The organism is Paraburkholderia sp. HC6.4b (assembly GCF_014200875.1).
GTDB lineage: Bacteria > Pseudomonadota > Gammaproteobacteria > Burkholderiales > Burkholderiaceae > Paraburkholderia > Paraburkholderia tuberum.
Window position 1 is genome coordinate 71,253 of sequence record NZ_JACHDC010000018.1, and the last position, 22,840, is coordinate 94,092.

The following is a 22,840-nucleotide window of genomic DNA, read 5'->3' on the forward strand; positions in this document are numbered from 1 at the left end:
AAGAGGAGGAGACACAGATGTTGCATCGTTCCATTTATCTTGGCTTGGCGGCGGTAAGCAGCCTTACCTCCATCGTTGCGCATGCAGGGGAAGATTTCCAGGTGAGGTACAACATTGCCGGCGCCATTGGCGGTGAAATGTTCGCGCCTCCCGATTCCTCAGGGCTTGCCGTCGGTGTTGCCGCGACCTACATCGACATTAAGAAAGTGACCGGTAACGACGGCAATACGCTCACAGCCCCCATTCCGGGCGGAACCGTGCCGCTGCCCGCGCCGAACCCCGCGGCGCTGTATCCCTCCTATGGCGCCAGCACCGCCCAGGTCGACGCCACAGGCACGTTCAAGATTTTCAACCTCGCTGTGGGCTACATCACGAGCGACACCTACGGCGGCGGTCGCCTGGTTTTTGGCGGCCTCCTGCCGTACGGCACTCAGACAAAGACGACTCAAGTCAACGCTTCAACGCCCGCTCTGCATTGGAATCCGGCGGTTCCTTCCGCAGCGCAAAGCGCTGTGGCGGCCCAGTTCGGCGCATCGTATCAAGGGAGCCTTGCTAGCCAGGCAGCAGCTGGCTCTGGCGACGTATCGGGTATCGGCGACCTTGAATTGCAGGCTGGCTGGCTCTATGCCGCCGAGCAGCTTCGTGTTCTGGCAGGCGTTTCACTTGTGCTGCCGACGGGCCAATACAACGCGTCGAACCCATCAGCCCCAGACATCGGCTTCGGCAATTTCTATACGGTGCGCCCGGCTATCCAGGTGGCTTACCTACCGACCCCGCGCACTGCGCTCACAGTGAAGCTGAGCCTGGGCTTCAACACCACGAACCGGGACGACAACGTGCGCAGCGGCAATTGGCTGGGTCTGGAAGGGGCGGCAGCATACAAGGCTTCCATCGGGGTGTTCGGACTACATACCGTCTTCGTTCAGCAGTATCAAAGCGACTCCAACAACCCCTGGGGCTCGAGTCGTTACCAAACGCTGAATGCCGGGGGGTTCTTCACCACCAAGGTGCCGGTCCTCAATGCCGCGCTGACGCTTCAGTACATGGCGACGGTCAGTTCACGTAATGCAAGGGCGGGCAGCTTCAGTCAAATACGACTGATCAAGGTCTTTTGACAGGGATATCGGCGAGGACTCGGCGAGAAGCCCGGCTGCACATCAGCGTGCTCGCGGTCGAACGAGATGTCTATCGTTCGTCGTGTAGCATGCGTAACGACATTTGTGTCATGATGGCAATATCGTCATTATTATATGGGGACACGATGCTGCGCTCAACACGCTCGACCGGCCGTGAATGTCAACACGAGCTCGATCCTGCGCGCAGACGCCGCGCCGTCCGCAATTTCCGGCAAGAGCTTTCGAGTATCTTTCCAGTAGCACCGAGGACGTCATGAATCTGCATCGAAGACAACTATTGATAGGCGCCGGCATTGCGGTTGCCGGCGGAATGATAGCTGCCCGTGCTTTAGGCAACGCTAAGCGTCCGCGCGCACACTTTGGTGCGCGCCGCGCCCGGCAGCCGAACATCTTGCTGGTTGTCACCGACCAGGAGAGACACGGTTCCATGCTTCCCCAAGGTCTTCATCTACCTCATCGAGATCGGCTGTACGAACGCGCGATGAGATTCTCGGGCATGAACGGAGTAACCGGCCTTTGCTCGATGGCGCGCGGGAACATTTACACGGGACTCCACTATCAATACAACGGTGTCTACGAGAACGTGCCCGTTCCATTTGCGCACGACCTCTATGAGTCGGTTCCCACGCTTGGAACCATGTTGCAGGATGCCGGTTACGAAACCGCCTATTTCGGGAAGTGGCATCTGAGCCACCTACCTTCCCAGCCGGTCGGAACCGATCGGATGCGGGCCTTGTTTGGCAGCTACGGTTTCGCCATCAGCGACCAGGATCGCGAATTCGACGGCGCCCTCGCCGGGTTCGATGCCGATCGCGGCATCGCGGAGAAGGCCGCGCAGTTCATCGGCAGCCGACGAAACGCCCGCCAACCGTGGTTTGCGGCCGTCAACTTCGTCAACCCGCACGACATCATGTATTTCCTGGCGACGCAGCGCCAGTTCGAGACCTATGTCCAGCTGCCGATCGGCGGCGTGTCGCTCAAGCCCGCGCCCGACGATCCGCTCTTTCGGCAGAACCTCGGCTTCGACCTGCCAGCCAATTTCGGCAAGGATGCCGACAGTGGGCGGGTGTCTGCGCACAAGCTCTTCGAGTTGGACTATGACATGGGGCTCGGACGCATTCCGCTCGATGATCGCGACGCCTGGCGGAACTACCAGAATTACTACTTCAATTGCCTGCGAGACGTGGATCGCAACATCGGCATCGTTTATGACGCGCTGGATGCCTCCGGAGGGTGGAACGACACAGTGGTCGTCTTTGTGAGCGATCACGGAGAGCTAAGTGGGGCGCACGCGCTGCGAGGCAAAGGCAACGTCATCTATCGCGAGAACTGCTGCCTGCCGTTTGCAGTCTGGCATCCCGATATGCCCGCTGGCGGGGACACCGCTGCCCTTGCCAGTCACATCGACATCGCGCCAACCCTCCTTTCATTCGCCGGGATCAATGAGGTCGAGCGACGTGCGGCGTATCCGCAGCTGCAGGGAGTGGACTTGTCGGAGGCAATCCATGCCAGCGACCGCGGAACGACGGGCAGTGGCCGCAAAGGCGTTCTGTATCAGTGGGACAGCCGCATCTACGGCGTGCCCCCCCAGGCGATCCAGGAGGTGACCTCGGCGCACGGCGCCCTGTCGAGGACACTTTTCATGACCAAGGGTCTGCTGCTGGAAAGCATGAAAACGAGGAGCGGAATGCGGGGCGTGTTCGACGGGCGGTACAAGTTTGCCCGCTACTTTCGGTCTACTGAACACAATACGCCGCGTTCGTTTGCCGAGCTCGTGCGATTCAACGATCTGGAGCTGTACGACACCTTGGCGGACCCGCTGGAGCAGACCAATCTGGCCGCCCGGCCGGGAAACGAGGCACTGCTTTGGAAGATGGCCATGTTGTGCAACGAATTGATTGCCCTGGAGATCGGCGAGGATCGTGCGCAAATGCTGCCTGGTCCCCAGCTGCTGTGGAACGTAGGTTGACACCCACAACCGAGTGCCCCGTCAGGGTGATCAATGTCACAAAGAGCCGGTCGGAACCGGCGAAACGGATAAGCGGAGTTCCTAGTGGAAACAATTGCGCAGATGAGCGCTCGGCCCGGTGGGTGCGTTGATTCGTTGCGGCGGACAGTCGGAGCGCTGCCGTCGGTCGTCGACGTGCTGGTCGTCGGCTTTGGGCCAGTAGGCGCCGCGCTAGCCAATTTGCTCGCGAGTCATGGCGTGCAGGTCCTGGTCATCGACAAGGCAACCGACATCTTCATGGCGCCGCGGGCCATCGCGCTGGACAACGAGGCACTGCGTATCTTGCAACTGGCGGGCGTGGCCGAAGGCGATTTCGAGACGCTGGCCATACCCTATGTGCGGATGCGCTCGCCGGCGCTGGGCGAGTTCGGCAAGGCCAACACGCTGGGTAGCCTGGACGGTCACCCGAAGCTCGTGACGTTCTATCAGCCGGACCTCGAGCGGTGCCTGCGCAGCCGGCTGGCGGGGTGTGGCCACGTGCAGACCGCCCTCGGGGTTTCGCTCAGCGGATTCCAGGCAGGGCACGAGTTTGTCGTCGCGTCGCTGGACCTGGGTCAGGGCCGTACGCATTCGGTCCAGGCCGGCTACCTGGTCGGCGCAGATGGTGCCAGCTCGCTCGTGCGCCAACTGATCGGGCAGGAGTTCAAAGGCAAGACCTTCGTCGAGGACTGGCTGATCGTCGATGCCCGCAACGTGCCACGCCCGATCGACCATGTCGAGTTCAATTGCGATCACCGGCGGCCGACTCCGCATATGCCCGCACCCGGCGGGCGTGAGCGCTGGGAATTCATGCTGCGGCCCGGGGAGACGCGCGAGGACATGGAGTCCGAGGCGCGCATTCGCGAGCTGCTCGCTCCGTGGGGCAACGTTGACGACATGGTCATCGAGCGCAAGGCTGTTTACCGCTTTCACGCCAGGACGGTGAACGCGTTCAGCCAGGGACGCGTTTTCCTGGCGGGCGATGCCGCGCACATCACGCCGCCATTCGTCGGGCAGGGACTGGTCGCCGGGCTGCGCGATGCAGCCAATCTGTCCTGGAAGCTCGCCTGGGTCATTCGCGGGCGCGCCGCTGCGCAGATTCTCGAGACCTACGATCAGGAACGGCGTCCCCATGTGAAGGCGATGATCAACTTCGCGAAGTTGATGGGGAAATTGGTGATGCCGCGCAATGGCGGTCTCGCGCTGTTCACACACGGCTTGATGCGTATGGTGCGGCTCGTGCCACAGCTGCGCGCGCATTTCGAAGAACTGGGCCTCAAGCCGAAGAACGCCTACTCGCGCGGGCTCTTCGTCAAGGGCCGGACACGGACCAGGCTGGTGCGCGGCGCCGTCATTGCTCAGGGCTGGGTGCGCGGCTGCGACGGCACAACCTGCCTGAGCGACAACGTACTCGGCAAGGGCCTCACGCTGGTCGGGTTCGGCAGCGACGCGGGCGCTGCGCTCGATAACGAGACGGCCACCGCGTTTGCCGCTGCCGGCGGCACTGTCGTTCAGATCGCGCATCGCGGGCAGCGGCTGCATCTTGCGCCAGGCGGCAGCTGGGAGGACCTGGACGGCGTCTTCCTTCCTCGCGTCGTATCGGTCGGCTGGGCCGCCGTGATCCGCCCTGACCGGACGATCCTCCACGACGGACCGGCGACCGAAGCGAGCCGGCTGGTGCGCGAGAGCCTGGCCTTGCTTGGCGCGCCGATCAGCGCCCCCGTCGGCGCGCCTGCGCCCTCTGTCGCACTTACCGTACCCGCCGCCTGAGGCTTCCGCCATGAACCTGACCACTGTACAACCGGCTCGCCATCCGCGCCCGACGACGAAAGCGTCGGCGCTGGCGTACCTGATTTTTGATCGCCCCGACCTCGCAAAAGCCGAGCAGTTTTTGAACGACTTCGGGCTTCGTACCGTGTCGCGCGACAGCGAGCGGATGTTCCTGCGGGGCACCGGAGCCGCGCCTTTCTGCTACGTGGCTCGCAAGGCGGCGAAGGCCCGTTTCGTCGGCTTCGGCTTGCGCGTGAACAGCAGGGCCGATCTTGAGGCGCTTTCGCGCGTGCCCGGTGCATCGGACGTGGAGTCGTCGAAGTGGCCAGGCGGCGGCTACCGTGTGGGCCTGGTCGACCCGTCGGGTTTCCGCGTCGACGCAATATTCGGCCAGGCGCCGGCGTCAGCGCTACCTCATCGGCCGCCGCTGCCGTTGAACTCCGTGGACGCCGCAGTGCGCATCAACGGGACGCAGCGCCCGCCGGTGGGGGCGCCGGACGTCATCCGCCTCGGGCACGTCGTGCTCGAACTGGCCGACTTTCAGCAGACCTGCGCGTGGTACACGCAGCACTTCGGGTTCATCCCAAGCGACGTGCAGGTGCTTCCTGACGGCTCGCCCGCGGTCACCTTCATGCGGCTCGATCTCGGCACCACGCCCGCGGACCACCACTCGCTCGCGTTGGCCCAAGGCTTCGCACCGCTCTACAGCCATAGCGCTTACGAGGTGGTGGACGCCGATGCGGTCGGGATGGGACAACGCGTGCTGCGCGAGCAAGGCTGGACGCACGCCTGGGGTATCGGGCGACACATCCTCGGCAGCCAGGTGTTCGACTATTGGCAGGACCCGTGGGGCGACAAGCACGAGCACTACTGCGACGGCGACCTGTTCACCGAAGACGCACCCCTGGGGGTGCATGCCGTCAGCCGCGAGGCGATGTCGCAGTGGGGGCCGACCATGCCGCGCAGCTTCACCAAACCCAGGTTCACGCCGGCCAGTGTGGCAGCGCTCATCCGCAACCTCCGGCACAGTCCCGACGTGACGGTGGAGAAGCTGAAAACGCTCGCCAAGCTGTTCGCCTGACGCGAGTCATTTTGCAAAGCCATTCGAGGCGTATTTATGTCACTGCACGTTCTGCATTACAAGCATCAAGGCCGCGCCCAGTGGGGCGTCGTCCGCAAGGGCATCGTCACGCCGATTCCGGGCGAGTTCGAGACGACGGCCGACTTCATCCGCGTGAACCATATCGAGACGCTGTCCGCGTTGACCGGGCCGGCGATTCCCGAGTCCGAAGTGGAGTGGCTCTCGCCCGTCACGCGTAATCAGCAGTTCGTCTGTCAAGGCGCGAACTACCGCCAGCACATGATCGAATCGGGCATGGACCCGGATGCGAAGACGTTCAACATGATCTTCACGAAGGCGACAAGCTGTGTCGTCCCGGCCGACTCGCCCGTCGTGCGGCCCCAGGAGGTGCGGTTTCTCGACTACGAGATCGAACTGGGTCTGGTGATGAAGCGCGACATCACGTCCCTTCAGTCGATCACCGATGCGAATCTGCACGAGTACATCGCAGGCGTGGTGATCGTGAACGACTACTCGGCCCGCGACATCCAGATCCCGCAGATGCAGTTCTATAAAGGCAAGAGCTACCGCACCTTCGGCCCGGTCGGCCCTTACTTGTGTCTGCTCGAGCCGCGCGACATCCCGAGGCTGCGACGACTCGATCTGACGCTGACCGTCAACGGCGCCGTGCGCCAGAAAGACTCGACGGCCAACCTCGTCTATGGTCCCGCCGAGACGCTGACCGAGCTGTCGGGCGTGCATGACCTGTATGTCGGCGACCTGCTCTCGACGGGCACGCCGTCCGGCTGTGCGCTCAGCGTTCCGTCCCCGGGCAAACAGAAGATTGCCGCACTGCTGCCTGAAGCAGTCAAGTGGAGGATGTTCATGAATGTGCAAGCGGGCAGGAGTCAGTATCTGAAGGCCGGCGACCTCGTCGAAGCGCGTATCGCCAGCCCCGACGGTCTGATCGATCTCGGCGTGCAGCGCAATCGCATCGTCGGAGAGGCGGCATGAAAGGGATCGCAAGCCAGGCGGACGTCCTTGCGATCGAAGCGCAAGGAGTGCCGGCGGATCTGCCCGCGAGCACCTACGAGATGATCTGCCGCGGTGCGGCCGTCGATCCGTCAGCGCCCGCGCTCTCGTTCTTTCTGCGTGCCGACGATCACCGGAAGGCGGAGTGCTGGACCTACCGGGAGCTCCTCCGTGACATCACTCGATCCGCGAATCTGTTTGCGCGCCTGGGCCTGCGCAGCGACTCCGTGGTGGCCTATGTGCTGCCGAATCTGCCGGAAACCCATTTTGTCATCTGGGGCGGGGAGGCGGCCGGCATCGTCTGCGCCATCAATCCCCTGCTGGAGGGCGCGGCCATTGCCGACCTGCTCAATGCATCGGGGGCCAAGGTGCTCGTCACGCTGGCCCCGTTCCCCGGGACCGACCTTTGGCCTAAAGTGCAGGCCGTCCTCGACGAGGTGAAGTCTCTGCAGCATCTGGTGCTCGTCAATCTCGCAGACCGCGTGCGAGGCCCGAAGCGGCTCGCGGCCCGGTTCCTGCAACGCCGTGAGTGTTCGAGGCTGCATGGCGGCGGCGGTGTTCGCAGCGCCGTTCCTTCGCACGTCACGATCCATGATTTCGGCAGTGCGATCGCCCGGGAGTCCGGGGCCGCACTGGACAGCCGGCGCCGCTTCAGCGCCCACGAGTCGTCCTCCTATTTTTGTACCGGCGGCACGACCGGGTTGCCGAAGATCGCCATGCGCCGCCACCGCAATGAGGTCGCCAACGCCTGGAGCGTCGGCCAATTGTTCGGCGACAGCATCGGCCCGGGCAAGACGGTGTTCTGCGGGCTGCCGCTCTTTCATGTCAATGCCGTTCTGGCGACGGGGCTCGTGCCGTTCTCGCGGGGCGCACACGTGGTGCTCGGTACACCGCAGGGTTATCGCGGCGAAGGCGTCGTCAAGCGTTTCTGGGAAATCGTCGAACACCACCGCATCAACTTTTTCAGCGGTGTCCCTACGCTCTACGCGTCGTTGCTCGATGTTCCCGTGGGCGGTCGCGATATCGGTTCGCTCGAATACGGCCTGTGCGGCGCGGCGCCGATGCCGGTCGAGGTGTTCCGTGTCTTCCAGGAGCGCACCGGCATCAGGATTCTCGAGGGCTACGGGCTCACCGAGGGGGTTTGCGTGAGCAGCGTCAATCCGCCGCTCGGAGACCGCCGGCTGGGGTCGATCGGGCTGCGTATTCCAGGGCAGGCGATGAAGGCCGTCATCGTCGACGACACCGGCCAATATGTCCGCGACTGCGTCGCGAACGAAGCCGGGATTCTCGTGATCTCCGGCCCGAACGTCTTTGCCGGTTATGCGCAGCCCGAGCAGAACAGGGGGCTCTGGCTGGATCTGGGCGACGGCAAGCGCTGGCTCAATACGGGAGACCTGGGGTGCTGCGATGCCGACGGCTATTTCCGGCTCACCGGCCGCAAGAAGGACCTGATCATTCGGGGCGGCCACAACATCGATCCCGCGACGATCGAGGAACCGCTTCACCGCCACCCCGCAGTCCAGATCGCCGCGGCGATCGGGCGGCCCGACGCGCACGCCGGAGAGTTGCCGGTGGCTTACGTCCAGCTCAAGCCCGGCGCAAGCGCCACCGAGCAGGAACTGGCGGAGTTCGTGCGCCGCGAGATCAGCGAGCGGGCCGCACTGCCCAAGCAGATCCGGATCGTGGATGCGATGCCGCTCACTGCCGTCGGCAAGATATTCAAGCCGGAGCTGAAGCGGCGCGAAACGGCCGACGCGCTACGCTCGGCGCTCGTCGAAGCCGGCATTGCGGGCGCCCGCGTGAGCGTCGACGAGAACAAGTCGAGCGGCATCTCCCTGCATATCGAACTTCCGGAAGCTGCGCTTGAAGCGAGGGCCAGTGCGGTAGTGGGGCGGTTCCCGTTTCCCTTCTCGATCGCGGCAGCCGCAGAGGCGGTGCGGGTGGGCAACAGGAAGACGGCAGGCGCGGACAATGAGGGCGGCCAATAGTCGGGTCGACAGGAAGCTATACAGATTTGTGGTGATATGAACGAAGACCTTTTGGAGGCATTTCTAGCCATGACTTCTGCGGGAAAGAAAGCATTGGAGCCGCCCCTTGGGTGGAGAAGCCTGCGCGCACCTCGGTTGAGCCCACTGCGCCGGGACCAACTCCCGTTGATTCCGCGCGTGATGTTGAGGATCTTGGGAAAACGCGCACGCGTCAATGCACCCAATCTCTTCTTGACGTTGATGCGGCACCGGCGGCTCATCCGTCCCTGGCGGAAGTTCGCCTCGACGCTGATGCCTTACGGGACGCTGAGCCGCATTGATTGTGAACTGGCCATCTTGCGCGTTGCGTGGAACTGCCGAAGCAAATACGAGTGGTTTCAGCATGTCAGCATCGGGCTGGGCGCCGGCTTGAGCCCGACCGACATCGCGAGGGTCGCCGAAGGCCCTGATTCGCCCGCATGGAGCGCACACCACGCGGCCGTGCTCAGAGCGGCGGATGAAATCCATCATGACCGGGTCATTGCCGATGCGACGTGGAGGCAACTTGCCGAGCAGTACGACGACAAGAAGCTGATTGAACTCTGCATGTTGATCGGCCACTACGAGATGTTGGCGTCTGTGCTGAATTCACTGGGGATCCAGGTCGAAGAATCGCTTGACAAGCGCGTCCTCGCCGCCGGTATTGGCGGCCCCGTGAACGATGACCGAGCCCAAAGCGCGATCGGCGCGAGCCCAATGAACGCGGGGCGGCAGCGCTGACACCCCGTCAGTGGCTTCAGGCTGTCACGCCGCGCCTCCTGACGGTGTTCTCCTCCGCAGTGGCCGGTTGGTTGAGCACCTCTGACATCAGGCCCGTTGGGAAACTCGCGAGCGTCGGGAGCGCTCGTGTCGCTAGCCGATCGGCAGTTTTGCCCGGCAGGCCGAGCGCGCGAAGGGCTGCGGCTGCACTTTGTTCGGCGAAATCCGGATCGCAGCCCGGCTGCAACATCGAATGCGTTGCGCCGAGGACGGCGCCGGCGACAACGTTGAGCGCCAGCGCAAGCGGCATTGGCCTGAAGCGGCTTGTTCGTATGCCGTTGGCCAGATCCCGTCGCGCGAAATCGAGCAGAAGCCCCGGTCCTTGCGCATCGGGCCAGCTCACGCGCACGAGGAAGCTGGCAACGACCGGGTAGTGCAGAGCGAGTCGCGACACCAGACGAATGCCGCAGGCGATTCGTTCAGCCGGGTCTTCGGATTGCAGGACGACCGGCTCGGCGAAAGCAATCAGCTCGTTTGCGACCGTCCCGGCCAGTTCCCGGATCAGCGCTTCCGGAGAGGCAAAGTATTTGTAGAACGTTCCCCGGGAGACTTCCGCGGCAGAGATCACATCATCGATCGACGTCGATGCGGGGCCTTTCTCCGCTACGAGACGAAGTGCGCTCTTCAGCAAGCGCGCCCGCATGCGCTCTCGGCGCTCTGCTGCGACGCGTGGGCGATGGTCATGAGTTTTCATTCACACGATTGTACGCTGTCCGTACTCGATCAAACGACGATCCTGTCATGATGACTACAAGATCACTCGGACACGCGCGAAAACCACGCCAACCCCGCCACGATGGCACGGGCCGCATGACGTGCCGTTGACGTCATTCATACGTCGGGCTCGGACCAGCGCGAGGCGCGTTTTTTTCAACCGCCAGGCGCCCAACCGGAGGCGACGGCACTGGAGTAGCAGCGTTCCGGATGCATTGTCGAACAGGTATGAGTGTCATTATTGTCATTGTGACATATGTGTTATTATATGAGCGCGTGCTGTTCGCCATGTCGGTCGAACAGTGCGCGGCGGAGGAAGCAGGCCTGCTCTCATCCTGTGAGCTCCTTGTCTTCCCACCTGCAACGGTTAGTTCAGCCGCCATCGAGCGACGCCATCGAGCGCGCGTTTGCATTGAAGGCTAATTGACTCTCAGAAGGATTTCCTATGGCAGGCTCATGCAAGACCATTGCGATCTATGGCGGCGGAATCGGCGGTGCATTGCTCGCGCGGCGCCTGAGCAAAGACTTCAATGTCACGCTGATCGATCCGCTCGACTACTTCGAAGTACCGATGTCGGTGCCGCGAAGCCTCGTCGATCCTGAATTTGCCGAACCCGCGATGATCCCGTTCGCCGTCGCGTTGCCAAACGTCACGCACGTCCGAGCGCGGCTTGTCGAATGGACCGCGAACGGGGGCAGGATTGCCGACGCGGACGGCCTGATGAGCCTGGTGCGCGCCGATGTTTCCGTGCTTGCGACGGGCAGTCGTTTCTCCAGTTCGCTGATGCGATCGGAGGGCGAGACGATGGACGAGCGCAAAGCGTTCTATCGTCGCTTTCATGCGAGGTTGCTGGCCGCAGACAGGATCCTTATCGTCGGCGGCGGCCCCATCGGAATCGAAGTGGCAGGCGAGATCAGCGAAGCCCTCCCGCAAAAGCGCGTCACGGTCATCGAGGCAGGTGCACGAATCCTTGGCGGAACGTCTTTGCGACTGTCCGAGCATGCCCGAGGAGTTCTCGCGGCGCGCGGGGTGACGATCGTGACTGATGAGCGCCTTGCCGATGGCGCTGCGCCGTTACACGAGACTCTCGCACCCGCCGGGGAGGCGCTGACGAACCGTGGACGGTCGATCCGGTATGACCTCCTGATCTCGTGCATCGGCGGGCGGCCCAACACCGACTTCATGCGCTCTCAGTTCGGGCATCTGCTCGATTCAATGGGGCGCATCCGCGTCGACGGCCACCTGCGCGTGGCTGACGAGGATCGCGTCTTCGCACTGGGCGACATCACCGATCTGGCGGAGAACAAGATGGCTTGGCATATCCACGGGCAAGTCATCGTCGCCGAATCTAATATCCGTGCGGTACTGTCGGGCAGAGCCGGACCGCTGAAGGTCTATCGTCCGAAGACCAACGTCCCGACCATGGTGGTGACTCTCGGTAGTCGCGAGGGCGTCGCGCATCTGCCGGTGCTTGGCTTGGTGACGACGCCGTGGGTCAACAGGATGGCGAAATCGGCGCACATGCTTGTTCCGAAATTTCGCAAGGCGCTCGGGCTTGTCCAGGGCTAAGGACGGCCGGCGGGCCACCGTCGCTACCAGCGGTCTGCGGCGGGAAGTGCGCGGAGCTGGTTCCGGGACTGGTAACACTTGACGCCGCATCGTTGCGAAGTCCGCCGGGCATGGCGGCAAGGCAGGCTTGCGCCGCCTGTACGCCGGCCCGCCGTCCGGATGCCGTGGCCAGCAACACTTCGTCAGCAGCCGGCGCAGCAACCGCTGACGCGCTCGGCCGCTTTCGGGGAATCCACGTAGTGACATAGTCGTCACCGTGATGATAATGACACTATGCAGCGCGTGGCATGCTAATCCGCCAGCAAGGCGCCAATGTCATGAGTTAGAAATTCGCATTCAAAGCTCTCGCCATGGTAGCCATCGACACAGTGCCGCAATAGCCGTCTGCGAGTCGTGCAGAGGCATCGAGTTCTCAATGACACAGGATTCGTAGCCCTAAGCCTGACAGGTGGATGGCTGAATCAAGGAGAGCGAAGTTGAAGGAGAAGTCGATGGGTATGGCGGACAGGTCTTTGCGTTTGGTGGTCGAAAAATGGCTTGGGCCGACTCCGACGATGCCGGTTCGGGTAACCCGGTTTGGTCGCATGCCCTCGAGTCAACGACGCTATGTGTGCGTCGAGGCATTGCGGCCAGCAGGCGCGTTGGCAATTTATTTCTTCCTTCACGCTGACCGTACGTGGTGCGTGTTTCCGCCTGAGGTCGAGCGTCCGGCGATGAGCGTTAATGACATGCATCGTTATCGCGGTAATCCCTGGGCTTTTTAACGACAGCCTCGTCTGCACGTACAGTGCGTGACGTGCCGCGAGAAGCGCACGATCGTCGCCGGCATGACGCTGCGCAGGCGTCACGTAACGGATGCCGCTATGACGATGCTCGAAGTTGTACCACTGCACGAAGCCGGCAGCCCAGTTGCGAGCAGCGTTCAGGTCCTCGAAGCCTGTGACCGGAAACTCCGGCCGGTACTTCGCGGTTCGGAACAGCGCTTCGGCGTAGGCGTTGTCGTCGCTGACACGGGGGCGTGAGTACGACGGCTTGACACCCAGCCAGTGGAGCATCGCCAGCACGGTCGTGGCCTTGAGCGTCGCACCGTTATCGCCGTGCAGCACCGGCCGGGTCTCAAGGACGGCAATGCCTTCGGAGAGCGCCGTACGACGCACGAGATGAGCAGCGTGTTCGGCTGCGTCGCTGTCGTGCACCTCCCAGCCGACAATCTTGCGGCTATACAGGTCCAGGATCAGGTACAGGTGGAACCATCGACCTGTTACCGTTGCCGGCAGAAACGTCATGTCCCAGCACCACACCTGGCGCGGCGCCGTTGCGACGTGCGTGGTCGGCGGCCGGGCGCTCGAAGGCGTTCTGGCACGACCACGGCGCGTCATCTGCCCATGCTCGCGCAGCACGCGCGCAAAGGTCGATTCGCTGGCGATGTACACGCCTTCGTCAGCCAGCATCGGCACGATACGCGCCGGTGGCATGTCGGCAAAGCGTGGCTCGTTGGCTACGCGCAGCACGTTTGCCCGCTCCTGCGGGCTCAGGGTGTGCGCGGGCAGTGGGCGCATCGCGCCGGGCCTGGCGTCGCCCTTGACGAGCCCCTGATGGGCCTTCCAGCGTTGCAGCGTTCGCACATCGATTCCGGCGACCTCGCAGGCCAGACGCAACCGTGCGCCAGCCCGATTGGCCGATTCGATTTCCCGGGCCAGCCGCTGGCGATCCTCGAGGCCGATCATTCGTCCTCGCCCTTGTCCGTGTTGAAGATCGCCGCGACTTTTTTTGACAGTACCAGCAGCGCTGCTGTCTCAGCCAGCGCCTTCTCCTTGCGCCGCAGTTCGCGTTCCAGTTCGTTGATGCGGCGCTGATCCTGCTTCGTCTGCTGCGGGCTCGTGCGGGCTTCTTCGGGCTCGGCCAGCGCCTGCGTGGCCGCTTGCCGCCACTGCGCCAGTTCCTGCGGATACACGCCATGCTCGCGGCACCACGCATTGCGCGCCGTCTCGTCCATCGCTGCCGTGTTCAACACCGCCTCGAAACGCGCGGCCGCTGTCCATGCCCGCTCGCGAGCGGGCATGGACAGCGCATCACTGCGCCAGCGCTCCAGCGTCTGCGCGCCAACACCGATCTCTCGCGCAACCTTTTCCACTGATGCGCTCTCCGGCGGCAGCAACCGCGCCACCGCTCTGTCCTTGAATGTCTTTCCGTAACGCGCCAACTTGTTCTCTCTTTATCGCCCCCAGATTCCAATTTTATCCAGGCGACAACCATTGTGACGCGGGGGGATTAGACGGCGGCCGAAGGTCTGAAAAGTCCTTCGAAGCACTTTCATGGTAGATATCAATAACGACTGCGATCGCAAAGTTAACCGATAGTTGACCTTTCTAGAGGTAAAGCGATAGCTTGTCTCTTGCATCAACTATCGCTTAATTCCTCACCCGCACACACCGAAACCCCGCATACACATACTGATAATGCGGCTGAAACCAGTTGCGAAATTCCGGCCGCAGCATGCACAGCGCGGTACGCGCCGAGCCGCCCTTCAGCACGTAGTGCTGCCCATCGAAGAAGTTGGCCGAATAGCCGGGATAGAACGGAAACGCTTCGAAGCCCGGCAGCGCTTCGAAAAGCGTCGAGGTCCATTCCCAGCCGTTGCCGAACTGACCTTCCGCGCCGAACGTGCTGACGTTGTCCGGATGCGCGTCGACGGGCCGTGGATCCCAACTGCGGAAATCGAAGTTCCCCGACGCCGCTTGCGGCGCACCGTGCGCCGCGCGTTGCCATTGCGCCTCGGTCGGCAGGGTTTTGCCGGCCCAGCGCGCGTAGGCGCTCGCTTCGGCGTGGCTCACGTAGACGGGCCAGTCGAGCGGCAAGGGCACGTCGTCGAACATCGTGCGCAGCGTCCATGCCGGGCGACCGTCTTGCGCCGTGGGTTGCGACCAGCCAGCGGGATGCTCGATGCGCTCCGCTTCCTTCCATGCCCAGTCCTTCGGCGACCACCACTTCGGCTCGCGATAACCGCCGTCTTCGATGAACTCGAGGAACGCACCGTTCGTGACCATGTATCGATCGATCTCGAACGCGGGCACGTCCACGCTCATTTCGCCGAACTCATTATCCCAGCCGAAGCGGCCGGCCTCGCGCGGCATGCCGAGCACGGCCGTGCCGGCCGGCACGCTAACCATCGACGACAACGCGTCGCGCTGCTCATCGCTCGTCACCACCGGCTCGCGCAACGCGGTGTTCTTCTGCGCGAGAGGCAACTGATGGAGCATGTACGCGAGCGTTTCCGCATGCATCAACCGATGCTCGATCGCGACGTTCAGCAGTTGCACGGCCGCCTTGTCGTGCGCCGCGCTGCCGAGTTCGTCGAGCGCGGTGTCGATCTGCCGGCGCGCGCGCGTCGCATACTCGCGCACGGCGGCGAGCGACGGCCAATCGCCGGGTTGATCGGTGGGAAAGCCGCCGTCTACCGGATCGATGCCGAAGGCGAACAACTGGTCGAGTTCCGGCGCGAAAGCCGGCAGATCGAACAGACGCTGGTCGAGCAGATTGCGATCGAACGCTTCGAGATGGCCGATGTAGAACACGACGCGGTGACGCTCGCGGATCGGCCGTTCATAGAGGTAGTCGGGTTTGACGATCGCAAACAGGTCGTCGGTGACTTGACGCGCGTCGAGCAGGCGCTGCACGAGCGGATGATGCGGGACAGGGTCGCGATTCATTGGGGCCGGGTCTCCATGCAACACGGTTGCCGTAGGGGGACGGTCTGAAAACTCTACCCGCTCGCAGGCGGCGTGCCAAGACTAACAGCGCGACCGTCCAGGCCACTCTGGCCGCTAGATCTGCCGCAAGCCTTGGAGATCGACGATGTGAATGTGCTTGCCCCGCGTGTCGATCAGGCCGCGTTTTTGAAATCTTGACAGGGTACGGCTGACCGTTTCGAGCGTCATGCCGAGGTAGCTACCCATGTCCTCGCGCGTCATTCGCAGATTGAATTCCGACCACGAGTAGCCGCGCTGCGCATTGCGCTGTGACACGTCCAGCAGGAAGGCGGCGACGCGTTCGTCGGCGGACAGCGAGCCGAGCACCATCATCTGCGCGGCTTCGCTGACGATCTGCGCGCCCAGTAGCTTGTGCATGCGTTCCTGGATCGAACTGATTTCGCGACACAGCAGCTTCAGCGCGCTATAGGGAACGATGCACACCGTGCTGTCTTCCAGCGCGACGGCGCTGCACGCATGGAGGTCCGCGCTGATGCCGTCGAGCCCGAGCGGCTCGCCGGCCAGACGCAGCCCGGTGACCTGTTCGCGGCCGTCGCGGTGGACCATCACGGTCTTCATCGAGCCGGAGCGCACCGCGTAGATATTGTCGAAGCGGTCGCCGCTGCGATACAGCGCTTCGCCGCGCGGCACCGAGCGCGCCGAACAGATCAGCGTTTCGAGCTTCGGCAGTTCCTCCGCCGACAGCCCCTGCGGCATGCAGATCTCACGCATCGAACAGCTGGAGCAGCGCGCGGCGGTACGTGCGGCTGCGCGTGCCGCCACGGCCTCGCGGTTGCCGGCGGAGCGGGTCGAGGAACGGGTCACAGCAGTAGGATTCAGCATGTTCGATTATTGGTAGTGGTGAAATTGTCCCACCCGCTATGACCCGCAACTGGCGGCAAAGTGACGCGTTCGCTGCTCGGCAGTCCGAGCAACGGCGGTGCTCTGACGAAGGTGAGAAGGTGAGCCGCCGCGGCCTATATCGACGTCGCCCGTCGACGGGTAGCGTGGCTCGATTCCGGCAAGGCAGGGCGTGGCGTGCCGCCCCGCGCCTGATGAAAGAGTCAGGCGGGTTCCTTGTCGGTGCCCGCGGCGGACGGTACCAGCAGAACCGGAAGAGTGGCCTGGCGCACGCAGCGTTCAGCGACGCTGCCGAGAATCAGCCGCTGAAAGCCACGCCGGCCGTGCGTGCCCATCACGAGCAGGTCGGCGTTGAATTCAGCGGCGGCCTGCAGCACGATCTCGGCGACATCGCCGAGCGACAAAGCCTCGGAGACCGCCGGGTCGCCCTTCACACCTTGCTCGGCCATCGCTTTCGAAAACTCGGCACGCAGCTCCTGGCCTTCCTCGATCAGGCGGTTGCGCAGGATCGACGGGTCGTAGCCGGGCGCCTCAAAGTACATCGGCGTGTTTTCGACGACATAAAATGGCCGCAACACCGCGCCATTCGATTTGGCGAGATCGAGCGCCGCTTCGAACGCACGGCGCGAGGTATTGCTGCCGTCGACCGCTACAAGGATGCGAGTGTACATATCGGCTCCGAGTCAAAAATGCGTCTGCCACATTGCTAACCGCGGCAGGTTTATTGATCTTTTATACCAATGAAGCTTAGATGATTGCCCGAAAAGATGCACCGGACCAGGATGTAAATCAAACACTGGCCAAATATTCCGGCGCGGCGCGGACAAAATGGCGGACGCGGCGGCGTGCGCGAAGCAGCCTGGCATGCTTACAACCCGTAGAACTTTGCTGAAGCCGAAACAGGGTTGGCCTTACAATCAAGCCATATTCAGACAAGCTGGCCAGTCCGCTGATGAACGATCGAAAAACCAAGGGCTTACCCGACCAGATCTACGGCGACATTCTCAACCGCATCCTCGAAGGCGAGTACAAGGAAGGCGAGCGATTGCCGACCGAGCACGCGCTGGCGGAGCGTTTCGCCACGTCCCGACCGACCGTGCGCGAAGCGCTCGCGCGATTGCGGGCCGACGGCATCATCTCGACGCGGCACGGCTCTGGCACGACCGTCGCGCGGCGCCCCGATCCGGACGTACGCCGCTTCGCGCCGCTCGAAACGCTGTCCGATATCCGCCGCTGCTATGAGTTTCGCATCGTGACCGAGGCGGGCGCGGCCGCGCAGGCAGCGCTGAAGGCCGACGCCGACGACATCGCCGCGATCCAGCACGCGTGGGACGAGCTCGAGCGCATCATCGAGGCGCAGGGGATCGGCGCGAAGGATGACTTCCTGTTTCATCAGGCGGTCGCGCGCGCGTCGAAGAATCCGTTTTTCATCACGGTGATGTCGTTCATCGAGGAGCAGATCCTGTTCAGCATGAACCTGTCGCGCAATCTGTCGCTCGTCAAGACGGTGGAGCGGCAGCGGCTGGTGCAGGCCGAACACATGGCGGTGCTCGACGCAATCCGCCGCAAGGACGCGGCGGGCGCAGGGGCCGCAATGCGCGCGCATCTCGAGAACGCGCTGGAACGGATGTTCGGTTCCTGAGTCCGCGCGCGGGTGAAGGCGTCGCGACTTTTGTCAGGCCGCGCTTCGGCGCGGCTCAAGCAGCGACGGCGACCGGCCCGAACAGCGAGGTCAGCGTTTTCGCGCTCACCGCGACGTCGAGCGCGACGGCCCGCTCGATGCCAATCTGCAGCGGCGGCCCGAGCCGGCTGATGTCGAGGCCGGCTCGGCGCAGCATCCTCTCGATCGGCGTGGTGGTCACCGTGACGTAATGCGTGATGCCCATGTGCTGCGCGAAGCACATCACTTCCTGAATTGCGCGGATTGTCATATCCGTGAAACCAAACGACTGTTCCTCACCGCCGGTCTCGATCGCCCAGCGGCTCAGTTCCCAGATATGTCGCCCGACCGGCGCGGCCGCGCCATGCAGTAGCTGCGGGAAGGTGTCTTTCAGCATGTTCGGACCTTCGGTCGGCATCAGGCGCCAACAGCCGCGCAACCGTTCGTCTTCGCCCTGAATCAGCATGTAGTACGGCCCGAGCGCGTCGTAGCCGTCTATCTCCATTCCCGCGATGGTCGGAATTTCCCAGCCGAGCCGGCCGTGAAAGACACGGGCGCGCAAGCGGTACATCTCGTTGATCAGTTCGTTGTCGAATTCCTGCCGGAGTCCAATTCGGATCGTGGTTTGCATGACGTTCTCCTGTACGCGTTGGGGGGCTGCCAGATACGCAGGAAAACTTATGCATTCTGAATCTTTGCGCCACCTACCTACCTGGATAGGTGTGGATGCTTATCGGGTATATCAGAATTCAGACACGTCTCCGCCCCCAACCTACAAGGGTCCAAAATGGAACTCCTCGACAATCACTGGCAACCGCAAACCCACCTCCAGGCGCGTCCTTCGGAGGTCTCTTCGGCAGTGGATCGCGTTCTGATCATTGCCTACCGGAAGAAGAAAAAAGAGAGCCAGCGCCGTTTCTGGGCTCGCTTTGGCGTCACGCAATCGCGCGGCAGCCGCTTCGAGTCGGGCGCGGAGATCCCGGCGCCGGTGTCGATCCTGCTGGGTCTGTACTTCATGAAGACCGTGTCGGACGCCGATCTGGGTCGCGCCGAGCGCGTGATGTACAGCCGCGACGCGGCCGCGCTGCTCAACCCGGGTCAATAAGCCCAAGCTGCGCCGCGATCACGGCTGCCGCACGCCGCGAATTCACGCCGAATTTCGCCCTGATGTTTTTCATATGGAAGTTCACCACCGCTTCCGAGCAACTCAGGATGTGAGATATCTCCCACGTGGATTTGCCGCGTGCGGTCCATTTCAGACATTCTCGCTCGCGCGGCGTGAGCTTCGGCATCAAGGTCTGCGCATGTGAATTCAGATGCTGTTTGCTGGTGTCGATCACCAGGTCGCGCAACAGCACGAGGTTCGGCAACGCGGCGTTCACATGGCGCCTGAACCCGTCTGACGGCTTGTCGTCATTGACGAAGCACATCATGCCGGCTTCCTGATTCGGCCCATGAATTGGCAGCGTCACGCCCGCGCTCAGGCCGTACGAGCGAGCTTCCTCATACAGGGATTGCTGCGCCGGGCTGGCGAAAATCTCGGGCGTCCAGACCAGCGGCGATGAGCGTGACAGGCAGTGTGCGACCGTCGGATCGATATGCACCATGCCTTGCTCGTCGTGCGTCTGGCGCCATGCCGGTGCGTAAGTGCTGCGCAGGTAAGCGTCCTCGAGACGCATGGTTGGCCGCGGCAGCATCGCGACCAGAATCTTGTCGAAGCCCCACGTTTCGGCAAAGCCCGTAATTACGCCGAACCATTCCGCCTCGTCGGCGGCGTCCAGTAGCGGTGCCATCTGCTCGATAAAGTGTAGCGGCAATTTTTGGGCTCTCTCAGGCTCGCAAACATCCCGTTCGCGGTTATTGGCAGACAAACTTCGGTCCGCTCTTTTGGTCCGCATAATCTATCACTAAAAACTCGAACGCAATGCGCCGGTGCTCCGCGGGGTAAACGATAGCCGCCACGTGATAGCAACGCCGGCGTCGCCTATTATTATGCTGATTGAAATAAATCTTTAACCCGGCCGGGCTTCTCGGGTGCGCGGCGCGGCTAATCGGCATCCGGCGACAGATTTTAATATGTTTCGTTGACGGCATTATTTCGTCGCGCTTTAAACTAAATCGTATTTACTCGATTATCTCGGAAAGCGGGTTATTGCTCGCCGTGTCCTTGTTGCCAAAAAAGCCTGCGCCGATTCCGCTGGCTGCGGGCCCGCTTCATTGTTATACAAAAGGAAATTTCGTGATCGGCTCCCGCGCAATTGGCCGCCGACGGCATGCTGGGCGATCGTCACGCACAGGTTGTTTGACAACATTGTGATGCCGATGCTACCGTGAAACCTCCGCCTAACGCGTTTCCGCGTCAACCATCATGAACGAATCACCGCTTAGCGACGGCGAGTTCGCCGCGTCGGTCATGGCCGTGCCGCCGCTCGCGCGCCGGGCCGACTACACGCTCGACCCTGCCCAGAATCTCGCGCTGATCCGCCATATCGAAGCGGGCGGTGTACGCACGCTACTGTATGGCGGCAATGCGAACCTTTATCACGTCGCGGTCAGCGAATACCGCGAGCTGCTGGACCTGCTCGCCGAGGCTGCGGGTTCCGGGACACGGGTGATTCCGGCGCTGGGTCCCGACTACGGCAAGATGCTCGATCAGGCGCGCATCCTCGCGCAGACGCGTTACCGCACGGCGATGGTGCTGCCGCTCGGCGGCTTCACGACGTCCGAGGGCGTCGAGACGGGCCTCACGCGGATCGCCGACACGGCCGGCACGCCGCTCACGCTGTATATCAAGAGCGAAAACTACGTCGCTGTCGATACACTCGCGCGGCTCGTCGAGCGTGGGACGCTGAGCGCGGTCAAATATGCGATCCCGCGCGACAACCCCGCTGACGATCCATATCTGCGCCGGCTGCTGCAACGCGTGCCGGCCGCGAAGATCGTATCGGGCATGGGCGAGCGGCCGGCGCTCGTGCATCTGCGCGAGTTCGGGCTCGCAGCGTGGACGACCGGAAGCGGCTGTATCGCGCCGAGCATGGTGATGGCGCTGCTGCGCGCGGTGCAAAGCGGCCGGAGCGCCGGTAACGCCGTTAGCGCCGATCACGACACCGCCCAACGTCTCTACGATGCGTTCATGCCGCTCGAAACGCTGCGCAACGACATCTCGCTGATCCGCGTGCTGCACGATGCAATCACGTTCACGGGCCTCGCCGACATGGGGCCGCTGCAGCCGCTGCTCAGTTCGACACCGCGCGAGCATCATGCGAAGATCGCGCAGACCGCGCGCACGCTGCTCGCTCTCGAGCGCGAGTTCGCGCCCACCCAATCGAACCGCCCCGACACGCAGACAACCCCATGACCGATCACAGCCGACGCTATCCCGATCCTTCCATCCGTGTGTTCGATCCGCGCTTCAAGTCGTTGATCATCGCGTCGGCGTCGGTCGAATGCCTGTATCAGGGCACGCGCTGGTCGGAGGGGCCGGTGTGGTTCGGCGACGGCCGCTATCTGCTGTGGAGCGACATTCCGAACGACCGCATCCTGCGCTGGGACGAAACGACGGGCGCGGTCAGCACGTTCCGTCAATCGTCGAACAATGCGAACGGCCATACGCGCGATCGCGAAGGGCGTCTCGTCAGTTGCGAGCACCTGACGCGGCGTGTGACGCGCACCGAGTACGACGGCTCGATTACCGTGCTCGCCGATCGCTATCAAGGCAAGCGCTTCAATTCGCCGAACGACGTGGTCGTCAAATCGGACGGCTCGATCTGGTTTACCGACCCGACCTTCGGCATCGAAGGTTTCTACGAGGGCGAGCAGCAACAGTCCGAGCTGAAGGCGTGCGCGTATCGGATCGACGGCCAGTCGGGCGAGGTGTCGATGGTCGTCGACGACGTGCTCGCCCCGAACGGTCTCGCGTTCTCGCCGGACGAATCGCTGCTGTACGTGGTCCAATCGCGCGGCGAGCCGCGCAAGATCCGCGTATTCGATGTCGAGGCCAATGGCAAAGGCACGACGCTGTCGAACAACCGCGTGCTGATCGACGCGGGTCCGGGCACCCCGGACGGTTTTCGTGTCGACACGCATGGCAACTTGTGGTGCGGGTGGGGCATGGGCACCGACGAGCTCGACGGCGTGCGCGTGTTCAGCCCGCAAGGCGAGCCGCTCGGCCACATCGCGTTGCCAGAGCGTTGCGCGAACGTTTGCTTCGGCGGACGGCATCGCAACCGTCTGTTCATGGCGGCGAGCCACGGGTTGTATTCGCTGTTCGTCAATACGCAGGGCGTGCGCGGAGGTTGAGCAGTTGTCCGCTAACCAGACAACATGTATTGCTACTCGCGGCGAGGGCTCGGGTTTGCCCTTAACCCGCGGTGCCGGGCATTGAACGACAAGGATTTCAGGTTAAACGAGCCATTTTCTCGCCCGACCCACATCTCGACTATTTGCTTGACATCGGCTGTTGCGCTTCGCTATGTTCCCTTGGTAGAAAGACACCGCCCGCAACGCAACGACCAG

General features: G+C 63.0%; 18 protein-coding genes and 1 pseudogene. 12 read left to right on the plus strand and 7 right to left on the minus strand.

All coding sequences use genetic code 11. The features are described from left to right. The first annotated feature begins 17 nt into the window (after positions 1-17). The 7 genes from HDG34_RS25775 (at position 18) to HDG34_RS25805 (ending at position 9,732) form a co-directional block, all read left to right on the plus strand. Positions 18-1,115: a transporter gene (locus HDG34_RS25775; RefSeq protein ID WP_184063238.1), complete on the plus strand. Its 1,098-nt coding sequence runs from the start codon at positions 18-20 to the stop codon at positions 1,113-1,115. Between the two features lie 274 nt (positions 1,116-1,389). After that, positions 1,390-3,105: a sulfatase-like hydrolase/transferase gene (locus tag HDG34_RS25780; RefSeq protein WP_184063240.1), complete on the plus strand. Its 1,716-nt coding sequence runs from the start codon at positions 1,390-1,392 to the stop codon at positions 3,103-3,105. A gap of 102 nt (positions 3,106-3,207) precedes the next feature. Then, the gene (locus tag HDG34_RS25785) at positions 3,208-4,893 is read left to right on the plus strand and encodes a bifunctional 3-(3-hydroxy-phenyl)propionate/3-hydroxycinnamic acid hydroxylase (RefSeq protein ID WP_184063558.1); all 1,686 of its coding nucleotides are present in this window, start codon (positions 3,208-3,210) and stop codon (positions 4,891-4,893) included. Between the two features lie 10 nt (positions 4,894-4,903). Further along, entirely contained in the window at positions 4,904-5,974 is a 1,071-nt protein-coding gene (locus HDG34_RS25790) for a VOC family protein (protein WP_184063243.1), read from the plus strand. 36 nt (positions 5,975-6,010) lie between these two features. Next, a complete protein-coding gene (locus HDG34_RS25795; RefSeq protein WP_184063246.1) occupies positions 6,011-6,967 on the plus strand; it encodes a fumarylacetoacetate hydrolase family protein in 957 nt (318 codons plus the stop codon). Continuing rightward, complete coding sequence (locus HDG34_RS25800; RefSeq protein ID WP_184063249.1) at positions 6,964-8,973, plus strand: acyl-CoA synthetase; 2,010 nt, start codon at positions 6,964-6,966, stop codon at positions 8,971-8,973. The genes HDG34_RS25795 and HDG34_RS25800 overlap by 4 nt, the downstream gene beginning before the upstream one ends. 36 nt (positions 8,974-9,009) lie before the next feature. After that, positions 9,010-9,732 carry a carboxymuconolactone decarboxylase family protein gene (locus HDG34_RS25805; RefSeq protein ID WP_184063252.1) on the plus strand — a complete coding sequence of 241 codons (723 nt, stop codon included), beginning with the start codon at positions 9,010-9,012 and terminating at the stop codon, positions 9,730-9,732. Positions 9,733-9,748: 16 nt separating this feature from the next. Here HDG34_RS25805 and HDG34_RS25810 read toward each other — a convergent pair whose 3' ends face one another. After that, positions 9,749-10,465, minus strand: coding sequence for a TetR/AcrR family transcriptional regulator (locus HDG34_RS25810; RefSeq protein WP_184063255.1), 717 nt, complete (start codon positions 10,463-10,465; stop codon positions 9,749-9,751). Positions 10,466-10,930: 465 nt separating this feature from the next. On the opposite strand from HDG34_RS25810, the gene HDG34_RS25815 reads away from it, so the two are divergent. Continuing rightward, the gene (locus tag HDG34_RS25815; RefSeq protein ID WP_184063259.1) at positions 10,931-12,055 is read left to right on the plus strand and encodes an NAD(P)/FAD-dependent oxidoreductase; all 1,125 of its coding nucleotides are present in this window, start codon (positions 10,931-10,933) and stop codon (positions 12,053-12,055) included. Between the two features lie 770 nt (positions 12,056-12,825). On the opposite strand, the pseudogene HDG34_RS25820 reads toward HDG34_RS25815, so the two are convergent. From HDG34_RS25820 to HDG34_RS25835, 4 genes and pseudogenes are all read right to left on the minus strand, one after another. Continuing rightward, positions 12,826-14,258, minus strand: a pseudogene (locus HDG34_RS25820) (IS3 family transposase); the annotation flags it as partial. A 208-nt stretch (positions 14,259-14,466) separates the two neighbouring features. Continuing rightward, on the minus strand, positions 14,467-15,765 hold the full coding sequence (locus HDG34_RS25825) for an SUMF1/EgtB/PvdO family nonheme iron enzyme (RefSeq protein WP_184063261.1): 1,299 nt from the start codon (positions 15,763-15,765) through the stop codon (positions 14,467-14,469). Positions 15,766-15,879: 114 nt separating this feature from the next. Continuing rightward, positions 15,880-16,647, minus strand: a complete 768-nt coding sequence (locus HDG34_RS25830) for a helix-turn-helix domain-containing protein (RefSeq protein ID WP_184063264.1) — start codon at positions 16,645-16,647, stop codon at positions 15,880-15,882. Between the two features lie 221 nt (positions 16,648-16,868). Next, positions 16,869-17,336 (minus strand): universal stress protein, encoded by a 468-nt coding sequence (locus HDG34_RS25835; RefSeq protein ID WP_184063267.1) that lies wholly within the window; start codon positions 17,334-17,336, stop codon positions 16,869-16,871. A 281-nt stretch (positions 17,337-17,617) separates the two neighbouring features. Between HDG34_RS25835 and HDG34_RS25840 the strand changes: the two genes are divergently transcribed. Next, complete coding sequence (locus HDG34_RS25840; RefSeq protein ID WP_090807327.1) at positions 17,618-18,307, plus strand: FadR/GntR family transcriptional regulator; 690 nt, start codon at positions 17,618-17,620, stop codon at positions 18,305-18,307. 55 nt (positions 18,308-18,362) lie between these two features. Here HDG34_RS25840 and HDG34_RS25845 read toward each other — a convergent pair whose 3' ends face one another. Further along, positions 18,363-18,956 (minus strand): acyl-homoserine-lactone synthase, encoded by a 594-nt coding sequence (locus HDG34_RS25845; RefSeq protein ID WP_184063270.1) that lies wholly within the window; start codon positions 18,954-18,956, stop codon positions 18,363-18,365. A gap of 156 nt (positions 18,957-19,112) precedes the next feature. On the opposite strand from HDG34_RS25845, the gene HDG34_RS25850 reads away from it, so the two are divergent. Continuing rightward, on the plus strand, positions 19,113-19,430 hold the full coding sequence (locus HDG34_RS25850; protein WP_013092374.1) for a hypothetical protein: 318 nt from the start codon (positions 19,113-19,115) through the stop codon (positions 19,428-19,430). Here the strand turns inward: HDG34_RS25850 and HDG34_RS25855 are convergent. Then, complete coding sequence (locus HDG34_RS25855) at positions 19,414-20,118, minus strand: LuxR family transcriptional regulator (RefSeq protein WP_184063273.1); 705 nt, start codon at positions 20,116-20,118, stop codon at positions 19,414-19,416. The genes HDG34_RS25850 and HDG34_RS25855 overlap by 17 nt on opposite strands. A 575-nt stretch (positions 20,119-20,693) precedes the next feature. Between HDG34_RS25855 and HDG34_RS25860 the strand changes: the two genes are divergently transcribed. Together HDG34_RS25860 and HDG34_RS25865 are read left to right on the plus strand one after the other, a co-directional pair. Next, complete coding sequence (locus HDG34_RS25860) at positions 20,694-21,683, plus strand: dihydrodipicolinate synthase family protein (RefSeq protein WP_184063276.1); 990 nt, start codon at positions 20,694-20,696, stop codon at positions 21,681-21,683. Continuing rightward, on the plus strand, positions 21,680-22,624 hold the full coding sequence (locus HDG34_RS25865) for an SMP-30/gluconolactonase/LRE family protein (protein WP_184063279.1): 945 nt from the start codon (positions 21,680-21,682) through the stop codon (positions 22,622-22,624). The genes HDG34_RS25860 and HDG34_RS25865 overlap by 4 nt, the downstream gene beginning before the upstream one ends. Positions 22,625-22,840 lie beyond the last annotated feature (216 nt).

Bases quoted from the DNA above. Each gene is read 5' to 3' on its own strand.
- HDG34_RS25790 (WP_184063243.1), top strand. From the start codon at position 4,904: ATGAACCTGACCACTGTACAACCGGCTCGCCATCCGCGCCCGACGACG.
- HDG34_RS25850 (WP_013092374.1), top strand. From the start codon at position 19,113: ATGGAACTCCTCGACAATCACTGGCAACCGCAAACCCACCTCCAGGCG.
- HDG34_RS25810 (WP_184063255.1), bottom strand. From the start codon at position 10,465: ATGAAAACTCATGACCATCGCCCACGCGTCGCAGCAGAGCGCCGAGAG.
- HDG34_RS25835 (WP_184063267.1), bottom strand. From the start codon at position 17,336: ATGTACACTCGCATCCTTGTAGCGGTCGACGGCAGCAATACCTCGCGC.
- HDG34_RS25855 (WP_184063273.1), bottom strand. From the start codon at position 20,118: ATGGCACCGCTACTGGACGCCGCCGACGAGGCGGAATGGTTCGGCGTA.
- HDG34_RS25785 (WP_184063558.1), top strand. From the start codon at position 3,208: ATGAGCGCTCGGCCCGGTGGGTGCGTTGATTCGTTGCGGCGGACAGTC.
- HDG34_RS25865 (WP_184063279.1), top strand. From the start codon at position 21,680: ATGACCGATCACAGCCGACGCTATCCCGATCCTTCCATCCGTGTGTTC.
- HDG34_RS25805 (WP_184063252.1), top strand. From the start codon at position 9,010: ATGAACGAAGACCTTTTGGAGGCATTTCTAGCCATGACTTCTGCGGGA.
- HDG34_RS25830 (WP_184063264.1), bottom strand. From the start codon at position 16,647: ATGCTGAATCCTACTGCTGTGACCCGTTCCTCGACCCGCTCCGCCGGC.
- HDG34_RS25860 (WP_184063276.1), top strand. From the start codon at position 20,694: ATGAACGAATCACCGCTTAGCGACGGCGAGTTCGCCGCGTCGGTCATG.
- HDG34_RS25775 (WP_184063238.1), top strand. From the start codon at position 18: ATGTTGCATCGTTCCATTTATCTTGGCTTGGCGGCGGTAAGCAGCCTT.
- HDG34_RS25795 (WP_184063246.1), top strand. From the start codon at position 6,011: ATGTCACTGCACGTTCTGCATTACAAGCATCAAGGCCGCGCCCAGTGG.
- HDG34_RS25825 (WP_184063261.1), bottom strand. From the start codon at position 15,765: ATGAATCGCGACCCTGTCCCGCATCATCCGCTCGTGCAGCGCCTGCTC.
- HDG34_RS25840 (WP_090807327.1), top strand. From the start codon at position 17,618: ATGAACGATCGAAAAACCAAGGGCTTACCCGACCAGATCTACGGCGAC.
- HDG34_RS25780 (WP_184063240.1), top strand. From the start codon at position 1,390: ATGAATCTGCATCGAAGACAACTATTGATAGGCGCCGGCATTGCGGTT.
- HDG34_RS25845 (WP_184063270.1), bottom strand. From the start codon at position 18,956: ATGCAAACCACGATCCGAATTGGACTCCGGCAGGAATTCGACAACGAA.
- HDG34_RS25815 (WP_184063259.1), top strand. From the start codon at position 10,931: ATGGCAGGCTCATGCAAGACCATTGCGATCTATGGCGGCGGAATCGGC.
- HDG34_RS25800 (WP_184063249.1), top strand. From the start codon at position 6,964: ATGAAAGGGATCGCAAGCCAGGCGGACGTCCTTGCGATCGAAGCGCAA.